Raw genomic sequence first — 13,794 nt, 5'->3', positions numbered from 1 at the left:
GCGTCCGTCAGGCCTCCCGCGACGGCGTGGCGTCGTACCGCATCATTCGGACCACCCCTGACCTCACCCCGCCGCGCCTCCTCGTGCCCTGCCGGAGGCCGGATCCGTGGGTACCGTGGGACGCGTGACGAAGGCGGCGCCGGTCATCATCGGGTTCGACGGTTCGGCTGCCGCCGAGCGGGCCTTGCGGGACTCCGCGGCACTGCTCGGGCCTCGGCACGCCCTCGTCGTCACGGTGTGGGAGGCGGGCCGCGCCTTCGAGACGGCGACGCTGCCGATGACCGGGCTGGAGGTGCCGACCGCGCTGGACATCCGCGGCGCGATCGAGGCCGAACTGGAGCTGTACGAGCCGGCGAGGCGGACCACGCAACGGGGTGTGCGCATCGCCCGGGAGGCCGGCTACAGCGACGCCGAGGGCCTCACCGTCGCCGACGACCGGACCGTCGCCGACACCCTGATCCGGCTCGCCCGGGAGCGGCACGGCCTGGGCATTGTGGTCGGCACACACGGCCATCGCAGCATCAGCGAACTGTTGCTCGGCAGCACTTCCAGCCGCCTGGTCCACAAGGCCGACTGTCCGGTGGTCGTGGTCCGGGCGCGCAACGACGGCTGATCAGGAGCTTGCCGGCCCGACCGGTCCGGTTCCAGTTGCGTCCGGGCGGCCTGCGGGCAAGCCGGCGGCGATTCGCGCGTCACCACCGGCACCGCCTGGCTGCGAACCCGTCGGCAGATGATCAACGCAGCGCCGGGCCTCGGCGCGGAGCGGCGCGCGAATCGCGGCAGATCAGTGCATCCAATCGGTTCTGGCTACGTCGGTGCCGGTTCGTCGGCGGCGTATGTGGGGCTCAGCTCGTGGAATGCCTCTTCCGCTCATCGCCTGCGCATCGGGTCGGTGCATGCGTCCAGAAAGTCTCGCGCCGCAGCAGCGATGCGCTGACGATGGACGGCCAGCTCCGGAACTCGTACGAGCACCACTGCCGCGGCGATAGCCTCCTGCCGGACGCCCGGGTGCGGGTCGTCCAGAAATGCGGCGGCGGTGTCGTACATCCGGGGACGGAGCTGCCGAATCGTGTGCCACACCGAGGACGGGTACGCCAACGGCGAGTATCCGGCGAGCTCCACGAACTCGCGCTCGTTGACGTCACTGACCGCGTTGGCCGCGGCCCACAGCCAGGTCAGCAGATGGGCTCGCAACGGCCGGAGCCGGCCGCTCGGGCTCCGGATCACCATCTCGACGTTCGGTTGGAGATGCAGCAGCGCCAGCACGTAACGGACTGCCGGCGCCGCCGGCGGGAACACATTCGGATACTCGATGAACGCCGTCCACAGATGCGACAGGCCCAGCGTGACGGACTGCGGATCGTCAGTGGCCAGGCCGTGCAGCAACGCCTGCGTGCCGGCGTGCGACGGCCAGTATTCGTCCGCTGGGCCGGCCCAGTCGATGCCGGCAAGTAGGTTGCTCAGGTCAGCCCGCTCCCCAGCCACTGCAGCATGATGACACGGCCTCGGCGAGCCGGCGGCAGTCTTCGCATCCACAGGATGATGTTCGGTCCCCATGCACCGTAGCCAGAACCGGGTCCGCGCCCATCGGCACGACAGTGTGCCTGGGCCCCGCTGATCTGGTCACCGTCGGTGACAAGCTCGACCCGGCCGTGGCGCACGATCGGCGGCAGATGGGGACGCTACGAGTAGCCGGATGTCTATGTGAGATGGACTCGCGGACAGCATCAGCCCGAGCTGACAGCAGTCAGGCTCTTCATGAAGCGCGCCGAGGCTGTGCATATATCGTCGTATCCGAGTTGCCGATAGAACGCTTGGGTTCTCGTGCGGTAACGACTACTGGTGATCTCCATCTTGACGCAGCCGGCGGCACGGGCCTGCTCCTCGGCGGCCCTGACGAGCGATTGGCCCACACCTCGACCGCGGTAGCGCTCGTGGACGACAAGCGCGAGCAGACGCCCCAGCTTTCCGGTTACCTCAAGCAACGGCATGACGCTGAGCGCCGCGACGCCGACAAGGTCGCCATCGTCCTCGGCGGCGATGAGCCAGCTCGAGTGGTCGTCCAACCAGTAGTCGAGTCGTTCATGCACGACCGTCTCGGTGGTCGGATACCCCAGGCTGCCTATCAGATCGGTGAGGCGCGGAGCATCCTGTCGCCGGATCGGGCGAATCTTCACTGCCATGCCGAGCATGCTGTCGTGCGATCGCAACTTCGCCCGGCCGGGGTGGCCCACCACAGCACCCGCTCGTCGGATCCGGTAACCATGATCAATGGGGGACCACTCGCCCGAGCAGTTCGCCGCGGCCACCTACATATCGCACGACGAACATGACTGACTCGTTCGCCCGTGGCGAGCTGGGAAAGCTCGGGCAGAGCTACGGCAATGCCGCGATGTCCTACTACTATGGTTCCTCTGACAAGATCATCTGCCATTCGGGGCTGTACACATGTTGAGATCCAGGCTGTCCGGCCTATTGGTCTCCGCGAGCCTACTGGCACTGACGGCATGCCAGCGGAGCCCGCAGGACCAGCTGTACCAGGCCCAGGAGGAGATGCTCAGCCAGATCAAGGTCGACGGCTTCAGTCGCGTGCAGATGGGCACGGTCGACAACGCGGCCCAAGGCATCTACGTCGGCACACCGGTCGACGACGTGCGGTCGCGAATTTCTGGCGGACAGGTCAGCCTCGGTCCGGCCCAGGCCGGCACTGTATCGAAGGCCCAGCAGGCGCTGTACGCCGGCAAAGGTAAGGCGCCGAACGGCAGGGAATGCTCAGTCTATGTGGACCGGCTGCGAGCCGGAGAGCCTCCGTTCGAGAACTGGGGCCTCTCGAAGCGTCAGGCGGAGGACGTCACCGCCGGCAAGCAGCAAGTCCTGATAATCAACGCGACGTGCGGGAACGGCTGACGCGCTGTGGTTGACCTGCTGCGGCGTTGGTTCCGGCCGCAGGGGGTTACGGCGCCTCGATGCGGTATGGCGGTGGCTTGGCGGCAAGCTGGCGAGCGCCGCGGACAGGAGGCGCTCGTAGGGGCGGTTCGCCTTGCCTTCGGTGGTGCATGATGGACACCCTGCGGCGCAGCCCGCCGCTGTAGTACGACGCGTTCGCGGAACGATGGTTGCCTTGTATTTGGTCCGGCTCGGGCAACCCCCACGCGGCCAGCAACCGCTCGAACACCCGGGCCTGGGCCGACCTGCCATGCTCACAATCTACGCAGACCCGCGACCGGCGCAGCCTGCTGCAGTTCGCCCGATCATCACGGCATCTGGACCGGTTTGCGCAGACCCATGCGCCAGGGGCCTGCACAAGATCAAAAGGCTATCCAGCACGAGTTTCGCGGAAACGGTACGCGCGTACGTGTAAATCAAGTGTCATGCCACGGCCACTGCATTGATCGGGATCGACAAAAAGGCCAGCTGGGCTGGCCTTTCGCAACGTCGGGACAGCGGGATTCGAACCCACGACCCCTTGACCCCCAGTCAAGTGCGCTACCAAGCTGCGCTATGTCCCGGTGCTGCCGACGTTCCCGTCCGCAGCCGCTACAGCGTAGCCTATGCCCTCCCGCGGCGGCCACGCGGTATCCCCCTCCCGGCGGGTGAGGGTCGTTACGCTCGCCGGATGCATCTTGAGCTGGTCACCATCGTGGTTGAGGCTTACGACCCGGCTATTGCGTTCTTCGTTGACGCCCTGGGGTTCGAGCTGGTCGAGGACTCGCCCGCCAGTACGTCGGTCGGGGGGCGGGCCAAGCGGTGGGTGGTGGTGCGGGCTCCGGGGGCTCGGACCGGGATCTTGATCGCGCAGGCGGATGGGGAGCGGCAGCGGCAAGGGGTGGGGGAGCAGGCGGCCGGGCGGGTGGGGTTCTTCCTGCGGGTGGAGGACTTTGATGCGGCCTTTGCTCGGCTGGTTGAGCACACAGTGGTGATTGAGGGGTCACCGCGCGTAGAGGAGTACGGCAAGATCGTCGTGTTCCGGGATATTGCCGGGAACCGCTGGGACCTGCTGGGACCGGCCGACTAGGCCCGCAAAACGGGCGAAACGCTGTGGCCGGCGCGGCGGTGGGCGGCCTATCGTCCGGCGCTGTGCTTGGTGTGGAGTTGTTGGAGCTGTGGCGGGCCGGGCGGGTGCAGCTGCCCGCGCTGGCGCACGTGTATGCGGAGGCGGCGCTCGAGCTGCAGGAGGTGCCGCATGACGACGCCGATTGGGTGGCGTTGAAGTTGGAGCTGGCTGCGGTGCTCTCGGCGGCGGCCGGGCAGGTGCGGGAGGCGGGGGTGGCGGTCGGGATCGCGGTGGCCCGGTACGCCGAAGCCGATCGGGTGGCCGGGCTGGACTTCGAGCGGCTGCGTGGCGACGAGAGCCGGAGTCAGCTGTGACCTACGAGATGCTGCGGCGGCACGCCGAGGACATGCGGCGCGTGGCGGTGGCCGTGGCCATGGGTGGGCGGCCCGAAGGGGATCGGGCCCTCGTCGAGCGGGAGTTCGCCGACCTGCCCGATGCGTTCCGGCCGCTGCTGGATCTGCCGGACCCGGCGCGGTACCAAGGAAAAATCGATCGTATCGACAGTGTCCTGAGCGGACTGTCGACGGGTGGTGACGGGCATCGGGCCAACCCGCAGCTGCGGGATCTCACCGGCGCCCTGCGGAACTGGACGGGGCCTGCGGCCGAGCGGTTTCGGGACGGGTTTCTCGAGCCGTGGCCGGCTTACATCCGCAATCAGTACACCGTCGGGCTCGTGCTGCGGCAGGCCCTCGAGGCCCAGCGCGAGATCTGGGTCAGGGCCCGGCAGGACGCCGACCAGATCGGCGAGCAGGGGCTCGGAGCAATGCGGGCAAGCGGCGACTGTACCCGCACAGAATGGACAATCACCTTCACCGTCCTCGCCTCCGTGGCGGCGGTGGCCGCGGTCCCGCTGACCGGCGGGCTCGCGCTGGCCGCCGGGGGAGTGGCCGGGCTGGCCCAGATCGCGGCGGCCACCGGACCGCAGGACGCACCGCAGACCACGTTCAGCGCTGACGACCCGGTGGAGGTGGCCGAGCGCGTCCGGGAGGCCGTCACCCGGCTGCGCGCGGGCATCCACGAGCGCTGGGAGGCCACGGCGCAGGCGTTGCGGACCACCGGGCAGACCGTGCGGGACCGGCCGGAGCTGTTCGGATGGCAATGAACGTCGAGGCTGCGGTCAGCGGCGACCGGGTCCGGGTCACCCTGCGCGGGCCGGTGGACGAGCGCGACCTCGAACGGCTGGGGCGGTCGCTCTGGGCCCGCCGGACGAGGGCGTTCCTCGGGCGGGCCGGCCTGGAGCGGGAGCCGCGGCCGGCGGGGTGGCGGGCCGAGGAGTACGTGCGCCGGCGGGCCGGGATCGTCGCATGTGGACAGTCCGGCTCCGTGCACATCCAGGTCCGCGGCATGCGTACCTGGCGGGTCGCCATCACCGGGCGGCCGACCGCGCGCGAGATCGAGGAGGCCGCGGACGCGCTGATCCGTGACCAGCAGGCGAAGATCCGGGCGCTGAAACGAACGATATGGCAACCGCCGCGCGACCGGCCCGGGCAGGATCGGAGCCAACCATGAACGCCATGGGTACCGCTGTCGCATCCGAGAAGCAGACCGCCCGGATCCTCATCGTGGACGACGATCCGGATCTGCGGGGGCTCGTCGCGCACAAACTGGTGAAGGCCGGCTTCGAGGTCATCGAGACCGACAACGGGCTCGCGGCCGTCGACGCCGCGCTGGCCTGCCTGCCGAACCTCGTCATCCTCGACATCATGATGCCGGGGCAGGACGGGCTGACGGCGTGCGAGCAGCTGCGGGCCGACCCGGCGACCGCGGGCATCCCGGTGATGCTCCTGTCCGCGCTCGGGCAGCCCGACGTCGTGCGCAGCGGCGTCATGGCCGGGGCGGTGCACCACATGGTGAAGCCGTTCAGCCTGGAGACCCTGCTCGCCAGCGTGCGGTCCCTGCTGCGGGTCCACCCCACGCCGGTCGACCCCACCACGGGGTCAGACCTTGGCCGCAGCTTTCACTGGTGAGCCGAACACGGCCAGCCGCCCGGGGCCGGCCTGCTTGGCGGTCTGCAGCGCGGCGTCGGCGTCGTGCAGGAGCTGGTCGATCTCGGCGTGGTTGCGCCAGCAGGCGATGCCGATGCCGGCCGACGGGCTCAGCGTGACCCCGGCGACGTGGAGCGGGCCGGCGATGGCGGTCTGCAGGCGGCCGGCGACGTGGACCGCGTCGCCGGGGGAGCCCATCCCGTCGAGGATCACGGCGAACTCGTCGCCGCCGAGGCGGGCCGCGATGTCGGCGCCGCGGATCGTGTCCTGGAGGCGCTTGGCGACGGCGGCGAGGAGCTGGTCGCCGGCGATGTGCCCGTACGTGTCGTTGATCTTCTTGAAGCCGTCGACGTCGATGAGCAGGACGGCCAGCGGGCTGCCCCGGCGGGCGCGGGCCATGGCCCGGCCCAGGTGCTCGCGCAGCAGCTGGCGGTTGGCCAGGCCGGTAAGCGTGTCGTGGAACGTGTGGTGCTGCAGCGCCGTCGAGCGCTCGGCGCACGCCAGGCCCAGCGACGCCTGGGCGGCCAGCGACGCGATGGCCGGGCGCGACTCGTCGGCGAGGGGCAGCGCCGAGCCGACGACCAGGGTGCCGTACGGAACCGTGGCCATCACCAGCGCGAAGTGCTCGGTCCGCGGGCCGGCCAGCAGCGACGCCGGGGCCGGACCGGCGACGGCGGTGACCTCCCCGTCCGGGCTGACCGTGGCCGCCCACGCGCCCGGCGCGCCGGTCAGCAGGCCGACGGCCGCCTCGACGGTGTGCCGGCTCACGACCCGGGCGTCGGTGGTGGTGCCGAGCGACGCGCCGAGCCGGGCGAAGACCCGCTCCCGGGCGGCGGCGCGCCCCTGGCGGCGGCTGGTCTCGGCGATGACGGCGGTGAAGAGCGCCAGCACGGGCACCCCGGGCGCCTGCCGCAGCATCGGCATGAGCGCCCCGGGCTCGGTAAGCGCGACCACGCCCGTCACGGCGACGAGCACGGCGAGCGTGTACCCGAGGACCTGCGGCCACGCTCCGTACAGGCCCCGGAACGCCACGAGCGCGCCGGCGAGCCCGAGCGTGCCCGTCCACTCGCGCAGCCCGAGCCCGATGACACCCAGCGCCAAAGCCTCAAGGGCAAACGACCAGAGCGGAAAACCCTCCCGTTTGTACCCGTACAGCCACCACGCCCCGAGAACGCCCGCGGCCACAGCCGCCGCCACCCGGGCCGGCCCGGACCCGCCACCGGTGCCCATGAAAACCCGCGGCGGCACCAGCACCAGACAGCACACCCCGAACATCAGAAACAACCAGCGGATCCGCCCGTCAAGCGCCCCCGGCAGCCCAAAACCACCGCTCATGCCACCGCCTCCGCGCGCCCAGGCGTCGGCCTGAGCCCCGGGCTGTGACACTGATGAGCGGCCACTCCGCTGCGCTCCGTACCGCTCATGCCAACGCCTCCGCAGGCTCCGGCGCCGGCCTGAGCTCCGAGCTGCAACACTGATGAGCGGCCACTCCGCTGCGCTGCGTACCGCTCATGCCTGCCCATCGGCGGACAGCGGGCCGAGCTGAGCAAGCTGCACTGTTCAGCGGGATGCACAGGACGCTACCCTGTCCGCACTGCCCCCGATCAATGGGCGATACCGCTCATCTCGGCCCCGGATCGGCCGAAGGTAAAGCGGCCGGATTCCCGCGGCCGATGGTGAAGGCGGTGATACGGGCGGTGAGGACGAGCCGGCTGATCGCCCTGTACGCGCCCCTGTTCACGATCGCCGCCGGCTGGGCCCTGTTCCGGCTGGCCGGCTTCGAGGGGCCGCTGGTCCTGGGCTGGCTGCCGGGTGCGGCCGGGATCGCGATCGGCGGCGGGTATCTGCTCGTCGCGGCCAACGCGCCGGGGCTCACGCCGGCCGGTCGCCGCTTCTGGCGCCACCTCGCCATCTCCGCGCTGCTCATCGCGCCGTCGACCGGGCCGTTCACCGAGGCGAGCCTGGGCGGGCGCAAGAGCGGCCCGCTGCTCTACGCCGCCGTCGGCCTGCTCGCCGTGGCGCTGCTGCTGGTGCTGTGGGCGCTGCTGCGGCTGCCGTCGCGGGTCCGCGGGCGCTCCGGCTGGCTGCGGCTCGGGCTCGACGCGGCCACGGTGCTGGTGTGCTCGGCGACGTTCCTGTGGCACTTCCTGCTGCGCCCGATGGCCGGGGCGCCGCTGGCGAAGGTCCTCGGCCTCGCCGTGCTGAGCGTGCTCTGCCTGCTCGCCGTGCTGGCCGTGGTGAAGCTGCTCCTCGCCGGTACCGCGGCCGTCGACTCCCGGGCCCTGTGGGCGCTCGCGGTCGTGGTGCTGATCGGGTCGTTCGGCTCCGCGGTGGTCCCGCTGCTGTCCGATCCGCGCCTGGCCGGGCTCTCCGATCTGGTCACCATGGGCGAGGCCCTGATGGTGGCGATCGCCGGCATCCTGCAGGCGCGCCGGGCCGGCCGGGCCTCCTCGACACCCGTCGAGCGTCGGCGCCCCTACTCGGTCCTGCCGTACCTGGCCGTGGCCGCGGTGAACCTGCTGCTGGTGGCCGTCTACGTGAGCGGCGCGGCGACGCTGCCGGTCCTCGTCGGCGCGGTGACGGCGACCGGGGTCGTGGTCGCCCGGCAGCTGCTCGCCTTCCACGACAACGACGACCTGGTCCGCTCGCTGCGCGAGACCCAGCGGCTGCTGCACGAGCAGGCGACCCACGACGCGCTCACCGGCCTGCCCAACCGGGCGCTGTTCAACGAGCGCCTGGAGCACGCGGCCGCGGCCGTCCTGATCGACCTGGACGACTTCAAGGCGGTCAACGACACGCTCGGCCACCCGGTCGGCGACGGGCTGCTCGTCGAGGTCGGGCGCCGGCTGCGGGCCGCGGTCCGCGACAGCGACCTGGTGGCCCGGCTGGGCGGCGACGAGTTCGCGGTGCTCACCACCGACCGGCCGCCCGACGACGCCGTGGCCGAGCGGATCCTGGCCGCGCTGAGCGCGCCGGTGCACACCCACGGCCACGTGCTCACCGCGACGGCGAGCGTCGGGGTCGCGGCCCGGGCTGAGGGCGAGAGCGCGCAGGACCTGCTCCGCCACGCCGACATCGCCATGTACGCGGCGAAGCGGCGGGGCAAGGGGACGCACGCGCGGTACACACCGAATCTCAGCGGTCTGCTCTTGACGCCGCAGTCCCGGGCGGCGGATCTGCGGCGGGCGATCGCCGCGGCCCGGCCGCCGGACACACTCGAGGTCGGGCGGGCGGCGCTGGTGGCGCCCGGGTTCGCGGCCGAGCTGACCGGCCTGCTCGCGGAGGCGGGGCGGACGCCGGACGGGGTGACGCTGGCGCTGCCCGCGACGCAGCTGGCCGACGACGCGGTGCTGCAGCGGGTGATGCGTGAGCTGCGGGCGGCCGGGTTCGGGCTGGCGCTGGACCAGACGGGCACGGGCACGGTACGGCTGGACCTGCTCTCGGCTCTGCCCTTCACCGCGGTCATCGTCGACCCGCAGCTGCGGGAGGAAGCCGGCCAGCAGCCGCCGGACAAAGCGGCGTTCGCTGAGGCCGCGGCCCGGTTCGCGCGGGCTGCGGGCATCGAATACAGGGTGCGATCCGAAGGCTCTCTCCTAGAGAGCGCTCTCTAAGTTTTCAGTTCCGGAACCGTAGCCCTCTTGACACCGAGGCTGCTGGGGATAACCCTCGTGGTTGGAGAGCGCTCTCCCAACCCCACCCCCGGTTCCCGGGCCGCCCGTTCCCGGTCTCGTGAGCCTGACACCCCGGCTGCCGGAACACAAGGCCCGTCGCCGCACCCCCGCGGCAGACGGTCCCGGGCTGCCGCCATGCCCTGAATCAGGAGCAGAGATGCACACCGCCGCACCGCCAACGGCGAGCCACCGCCGCCGAAATCTGATCATTGCCGTCGTCGCCGCGCTCGTGGTGCTGGTGACGTACGCGATCACGACGACCCTGTCCGCCTCGGCCGCCGACACCCTGATCTCACAGGGCAAGACGGCCACGTCGTCGTCCGACGAGAACGCCGGCACCCCCGCCTCCGCCGCGTTCGACGGCAACACCACCGGCACCCGCTGGTCGAGCGCCTTCACCGACCCGCAGTGGATCCGCGTCGACCTGGGCGCGAACGCGACGATCTCGCAGGTCAAGCTGTTCTGGGAGGGTGCCTACGGCAAGTCCTTCCAGATCCAGACGTCCCCCGACGGCAACACGTGGACGAACGTCTACTCGACCACGACCGGCACCGGCGGCACGCAGACCCTGAGCGTCACCGGCAGCGGCCGCTACGTGCGGATGTACGGCACGGCCCGGGGCACCGGCTACGGCTACTCGCTGTGGGAGTTCCAGGTCTTCGGCTCGTTCACCGGCACCAACCCGACCGGCGGCCCGTGCAACACCGCCACCAACGCCGCGCAGGGCAAGACGGCCGACGCGTCGAGCACCGAGAACGCCGGGACCCCGGCCTCCGCGGCCGTCGACGGCAACGGCGGCACCCGCTGGTCCAGCGCCGCCAGCGACCCGCAGTGGCTGCGCGTCGACCTGGGCTCGGTCCAGTCGATCTGCCAGGTGACGATCAACTGGGAGGCCGCCTACGGCAAGGACTTCCAGATCCAGACCTCGACCGACAACGCCGCGTGGACGACCATCAAGTCGGTCACCGGTGGCACCGGCGGCAACCAGGTGCTCAGCGGCCTCAGCGGCTCCGGGCGCTGGGTCCGGCTGTACGGCACCGCCCGCGGTACCGGATACGGCTACTCGGCCTGGGAGTTCATCGTGAACACCGGCGGCACGACGCCGACCAGCACGTCCCCGTCGCCGAGCGTCAGCCCGACGCCGAGCACCAGCACCGGCCCGGCTCTGCCCGGCGGCGGTGACCTCGGCTCCAACGTCATCGTCTTCGACCCGAGCCAGTCGTCGGCCACGATCCAGGCGAAGCTCGACCAGGTCTTCACCCAGCAGGAGACCAACCAGTTCGGCACCGAGCGCTACCAGTTCCTGTTCAAGCCGGGCTCCTACAGCGGCCTGAACGCCCAGATCGGCTTCTACACGTCGATCAACGGCCTCGGGCAGAACCCGCAGGACGTGCAGATCCACGGTGACGTCACCGTCGACGCCGGCTGGTTCCAGGGCAACGCGACCCAGAACTTCTGGCGCTCGGCCGAGAACCTGTCGGTCTACCCGGTCTCCGGCGTCGACCGCTGGGCCGTCGCCCAGGCCGCGCCGTTCCGCCGGATGGACGTGCACGGCGGCATGACCCTGGCCAGCCCGAACTGTGGCTGGGCCTCGGGCGGGTACATCGCCGACTCGCGGGTCAGCGGCAACATCAACCCCTGCTCGCAGCAGCAGTGGTTCACCCGGGACTCCACCATCGGCAGCTGGAACGGCTCCGTGTGGAACATGGTGTTCTCCGGCGTGCAGGGCGCCCCGGCGAACAGCTTCCCGAACCCGCCGTACACCACCCTGGCCACCTCGCCGGTGACCCAGGAGAAGCCGTACCTCTACGCCGACGCCTCGGGCTACCGCGTCTTCGTCCCGTCGCTGCGCACCAACAGCAGCGGTGCGACCTGGATCAACGGGCAGACCCCGGGCACGTCGCTGCCGCTGAGCCAGTTCTATGTGGCGAAGCCGGGTGTGACCGCGGCGACGCTGAACCAGGCGGTGGCGCAGGGTCTGAACCTGCTGTTCACGCCGGGTGTGTACCACCTGAGCCAGACGGTGAACGTGAACCGGGCCAACACGGTGGTGCTGGGTCTGGGTTACGCGACGATCGTGGCCGACAACGGTGTGCTGCCGATGCAGGTCGGTGACGTCGACGGGGTGAAGATCGCGTCGCTGCTGTTCGATGCGGGTCCGACGAACTCCCCGGCGCTGCTGCAGGTCGGTCCGGCGGGGGCTTCGGGCAACCACGCGGGTGCTCCGAACCTCATCTCCGACGTGTTCCTGCGGGTCGGTGGTGCGGGCGCGGCGAAGGTGACGAACGCGCTCGTGGTGAACAACAACAACACGATCATCGACCACATCTGGGCGTGGCGGGCCGACCACGGTGCCGGGGCGGGCTGGACGTCCAACCCGTCGGACACCGGGTTGATCGTCAACGGGCAGAACGTGACGGCGTACGGGCTGTTCGTGGAGCACTTCGAGAAGTACAACGTCATCTGGAACGGCAACGGCGGCAAGACGATCTTCTTCCAGAACGAGCTGCCCTACGACCCGCCGTCGGCCGCGGCCTGGTCCCACGACGGGATCACCGGCTACGCCGCGTACAAGGTCGCCAACACCGTCACCTCGCACGAGGCGTGGGGCATGGGCAGCTACTGCGTCTTCACGACCGACGAGTCCATCGCCGCGTACCACTCGTACGAGACGCCGGTCAACGCCAACGTCAAGTTCCACAACATCCTGACCGTGTCCCTGGGCAAGGGCTCGATCACCCACGTCATCAACGACACGGGTGATGCGGCGCTGCCGAGCGCGGTCGTCCCGCACAACGTGATCAGCTTCCCGTAAGCAGCACGTGTTCACGAGACGGGCCGTCCTCCGGGGCGGCCCGTTTCGTTACGGCACCAGGTGGATGCGCACCTTGCGCGCGGCCACGGCCGCCTCCTCCAGCACGATCAGGCGGGGCTCGGCCACCTCGAGCAGCCGCTCGTGGCGCAGGGCGGCCAGCGGTGCGAGGCGGCGGTCTTCGAGGATCGCGTCGACGGTCCCGCGGTCGCCGCCGCAGACGAGCGCGGCGAGGGTCGCCACCTCCGGCAGCAGGATCCGCTCGGCGATGTCCGCGGCCTTGCCGGCCACCTGGTCGGCCTGGTTGTCGCGCCGGCGGGCGTAGCGCTGCTGCGACCAGCCGCCGGCCGCGGTGCGCCCGTGCACGTGGAAGCGCTCCACCTTGGAGGCGGTGATGGCGGTGCCGTCCACGATGCCCGCCGCCATGGCACCCTTGCGCGCGAGGAGCAGCCCGATCCGCGGCGGGGTGGCGACGCCGGTGAGCAGCGCGTCGATGTCGGCCACGCCGTCCAGCCCGGGCGGCGGGAACAGCGTCGCCCGGTCGCCGTTGTTCGTCCCGGTCAGCACCAGTCCCGACTCGTCGGCACCCTGATGGCGCCCGTAGAACCCGTCGAGCCACCCGCGCAGCCGCTCCGGCGAGATCTCCACCCACCGCCCGCCGCCGGCCGCGGGCTTCGCCGTCACCATCCGTCCAACCTAGCCCGCGCCGGATCGGCGTCCGCCAGTGCGTCACCCCGTGGCCATGGTCCGCGCGTAGTACGTGACCTCCGAGACGTGGTGCACCACTTCCCGCACCGTCCAGGTCGCGGCGTCGGGCCGCAGGTCCAGCCGGTCAGGGGCCAGGCCCCGCAGCCGCGCCCGGTAGGTGACGGCGAGCCGCGTCAACCGGCTCGTCGCCTCGTCCAGGTCGGACTCCGTGAACCGGGCAACGTCGGCGTGCGTCGTGACCGCCCGCCCATGCCAGTGATCGGCGAGCGGCTCGATCCCGGCCAGCCGGCACTCGATCTCGGCCAGGTGGTCGATGAGGTGATCGGTCACCCGCCGCAGCGCCTTGTGCGGCGTCCACGCATTGCCGTCGAACACCACGGGCCGCCCGTCCCACCCGAGCCAGCCCGCCGCGATGCTCAGCACCTCCGCGACGGCGGCGTCGATCAGGGTGGTGACGTCGGCCTCGGTGACTTGCGGATACTCCATGCCGGCACGGTAGGGCCGCGATCGTTCGGTCCCGGCCGAACGACCGTGCACCCGCGGCGCCCGCGCCGGCCCGGCTCC

Annotated in this window: 14 protein-coding genes and 1 tRNA gene; 9 read left to right on the top strand and 6 right to left on the bottom strand. The window is 71.0% G+C overall.

Going from position 1 to position 13,794, the window contains the following annotated elements:
- Positions 1-124 precede the first annotated feature (124 nt).
- Positions 125-613, top strand: coding sequence for a universal stress protein (locus Dvina_RS40695; RefSeq protein WP_223095427.1), 489 nt, complete (start codon positions 125-127; stop codon positions 611-613).
- 257 nt (positions 614-870) lie between these two features.
- On the opposite strand, the gene Dvina_RS40690 is transcribed toward Dvina_RS40695, so the two are convergent.
- Together Dvina_RS40690 and Dvina_RS40685 are read right to left on the bottom strand one after the other, a co-directional pair.
- Positions 871-1,557 carry a hypothetical protein gene (locus Dvina_RS40690; RefSeq protein ID WP_223095425.1) on the bottom strand — a complete coding sequence of 229 codons (687 nt, stop codon included), beginning with the start codon at positions 1,555-1,557 and terminating at the stop codon, positions 871-873.
- Between the two features lie 170 nt (positions 1,558-1,727).
- Positions 1,728-2,183, bottom strand: coding sequence for a GNAT family N-acetyltransferase (locus Dvina_RS40685; protein WP_223095424.1), 456 nt, complete (start codon positions 2,181-2,183; stop codon positions 1,728-1,730).
- 370 nt (positions 2,184-2,553) lie between these two features.
- Between Dvina_RS40685 and Dvina_RS40680 the strand changes: the two genes are divergently transcribed.
- A complete protein-coding gene (locus tag Dvina_RS40680) occupies positions 2,554-2,907 on the top strand; it encodes a hypothetical protein (protein WP_223095422.1) in 354 nt (117 codons plus the stop codon).
- Between the two features lie 528 nt (positions 2,908-3,435).
- Here Dvina_RS40680 and Dvina_RS40675 read toward each other — a convergent pair.
- Positions 3,436-3,509: transfer RNA gene (locus Dvina_RS40675), tRNA-Pro, on the bottom strand.
- Between the two features lie 107 nt (positions 3,510-3,616).
- On the opposite strand from Dvina_RS40675, the gene Dvina_RS40670 reads away from it, so the two are divergent.
- From Dvina_RS40670 to Dvina_RS40650, 5 genes are all read left to right on the top strand, one after another.
- Positions 3,617-4,015: a VOC family protein gene (locus Dvina_RS40670; protein ID WP_223095419.1), complete on the top strand. Its 399-nt coding sequence runs from the start codon at positions 3,617-3,619 to the stop codon at positions 4,013-4,015.
- A gap of 62 nt (positions 4,016-4,077) precedes the next feature.
- On the top strand, positions 4,078-4,368 hold the full coding sequence (locus tag Dvina_RS40665; RefSeq protein ID WP_223095417.1) for a hypothetical protein: 291 nt from the start codon (positions 4,078-4,080) through the stop codon (positions 4,366-4,368).
- On the top strand, positions 4,365-5,156 hold the full coding sequence (locus Dvina_RS40660) for a hypothetical protein (protein WP_223095415.1): 792 nt from the start codon (positions 4,365-4,367) through the stop codon (positions 5,154-5,156). The genes Dvina_RS40665 and Dvina_RS40660 overlap by 4 nt, the downstream gene beginning before the upstream one ends.
- Positions 5,147-5,563, top strand: a complete 417-nt coding sequence (locus tag Dvina_RS40655; RefSeq protein WP_223095413.1) for a hypothetical protein — start codon at positions 5,147-5,149, stop codon at positions 5,561-5,563. Before Dvina_RS40660 ends, Dvina_RS40655 begins: the two co-directional genes overlap by 10 nt.
- 5 nt (positions 5,564-5,568) lie before the next feature.
- Entirely contained in the window at positions 5,569-6,021 is a 453-nt protein-coding gene (locus tag Dvina_RS40650) for a response regulator transcription factor (RefSeq protein ID WP_223095411.1), read from the top strand.
- Here Dvina_RS40650 and Dvina_RS40645 read toward each other — a convergent pair.
- The gene (locus tag Dvina_RS40645) at positions 5,992-7,374 is read right to left on the bottom strand and encodes a GGDEF domain-containing protein (protein WP_223095409.1); all 1,383 of its coding nucleotides are present in this window, start codon (positions 7,372-7,374) and stop codon (positions 5,992-5,994) included. The genes Dvina_RS40650 and Dvina_RS40645 overlap by 30 nt on opposite strands.
- Before the next feature lie 350 nt (positions 7,375-7,724).
- Between Dvina_RS40645 and Dvina_RS40640 the strand changes: the two genes are divergently transcribed.
- Together Dvina_RS40640 and Dvina_RS40635 are read left to right on the top strand one after the other, a co-directional pair.
- The gene (locus Dvina_RS40640) at positions 7,725-9,650 is read left to right on the top strand and encodes a sensor domain-containing diguanylate cyclase (RefSeq protein ID WP_223095407.1); all 1,926 of its coding nucleotides are present in this window, start codon (positions 7,725-7,727) and stop codon (positions 9,648-9,650) included.
- A 217-nt stretch (positions 9,651-9,867) separates the two neighbouring features.
- Positions 9,868-12,525 (top strand): discoidin domain-containing protein, encoded by a 2,658-nt coding sequence (locus Dvina_RS40635; protein ID WP_223095405.1) that lies wholly within the window; start codon positions 9,868-9,870, stop codon positions 12,523-12,525.
- Positions 12,526-12,573: 48 nt separating this feature from the next.
- On the opposite strand, the gene Dvina_RS40630 is transcribed toward Dvina_RS40635, so the two are convergent.
- Positions 12,574-13,209 (bottom strand): acVLRF1 family peptidyl-tRNA hydrolase, encoded by a 636-nt coding sequence (locus Dvina_RS40630; RefSeq protein ID WP_223095403.1) that lies wholly within the window; start codon positions 13,207-13,209, stop codon positions 12,574-12,576.
- A 42-nt stretch (positions 13,210-13,251) separates the two neighbouring features.
- Entirely contained in the window at positions 13,252-13,716 is a 465-nt protein-coding gene (locus Dvina_RS40625) for a DinB family protein (protein WP_246655634.1), read from the bottom strand.
- Between the last annotated feature and the right edge of the window lie 78 nt (positions 13,717-13,794).

The sequence above is a fragment of the Dactylosporangium vinaceum genome (assembly GCF_019904175.1).
Taxonomy (GTDB): domain Bacteria; phylum Actinomycetota; class Actinomycetes; order Mycobacteriales; family Micromonosporaceae; genus Dactylosporangium; species Dactylosporangium vinaceum.
This window is presented reverse-complemented; position numbering and strand designations above follow the sequence as displayed.

What these genes read in the sequence shown, in the direction of transcription:
- Dvina_RS40690 (WP_223095425.1), bottom strand. Translation starts at nt 1,557, where the DNA reads ATGGGGACCGAACATCATCCTGTGGATGCGAAGACTGCCGCCGGCTCG.
- Dvina_RS40685 (WP_223095424.1), bottom strand. Translation starts at nt 2,183, where the DNA reads ATGGCAGTGAAGATTCGCCCGATCCGGCGACAGGATGCTCCGCGCCTC.
- Dvina_RS40680 (WP_223095422.1), top strand. Translation starts at nt 2,554, where the DNA reads ATGCTCAGCCAGATCAAGGTCGACGGCTTCAGTCGCGTGCAGATGGGC.
- Dvina_RS40670 (WP_223095419.1), top strand. Translation starts at nt 3,617, where the DNA reads ATGCATCTTGAGCTGGTCACCATCGTGGTTGAGGCTTACGACCCGGCT.
- Dvina_RS40655 (WP_223095413.1), top strand. Translation starts at nt 5,147, where the DNA reads ATGGCAATGAACGTCGAGGCTGCGGTCAGCGGCGACCGGGTCCGGGTC.
- Dvina_RS40650 (WP_223095411.1), top strand. Translation starts at nt 5,569, where the DNA reads ATGGGTACCGCTGTCGCATCCGAGAAGCAGACCGCCCGGATCCTCATC.
- Dvina_RS40645 (WP_223095409.1), bottom strand. Translation starts at nt 7,374, where the DNA reads ATGAGCGGTGGTTTTGGGCTGCCGGGGGCGCTTGACGGGCGGATCCGC.
- Dvina_RS40635 (WP_223095405.1), top strand. Translation starts at nt 9,868, where the DNA reads ATGCACACCGCCGCACCGCCAACGGCGAGCCACCGCCGCCGAAATCTG.
- Dvina_RS40630 (WP_223095403.1), bottom strand. Translation starts at nt 13,209, where the DNA reads ATGGTGACGGCGAAGCCCGCGGCCGGCGGCGGGCGGTGGGTGGAGATC.
- Dvina_RS40625 (WP_246655634.1), bottom strand. Translation starts at nt 13,716, where the DNA reads ATGGAGTATCCGCAAGTCACCGAGGCCGACGTCACCACCCTGATCGAC.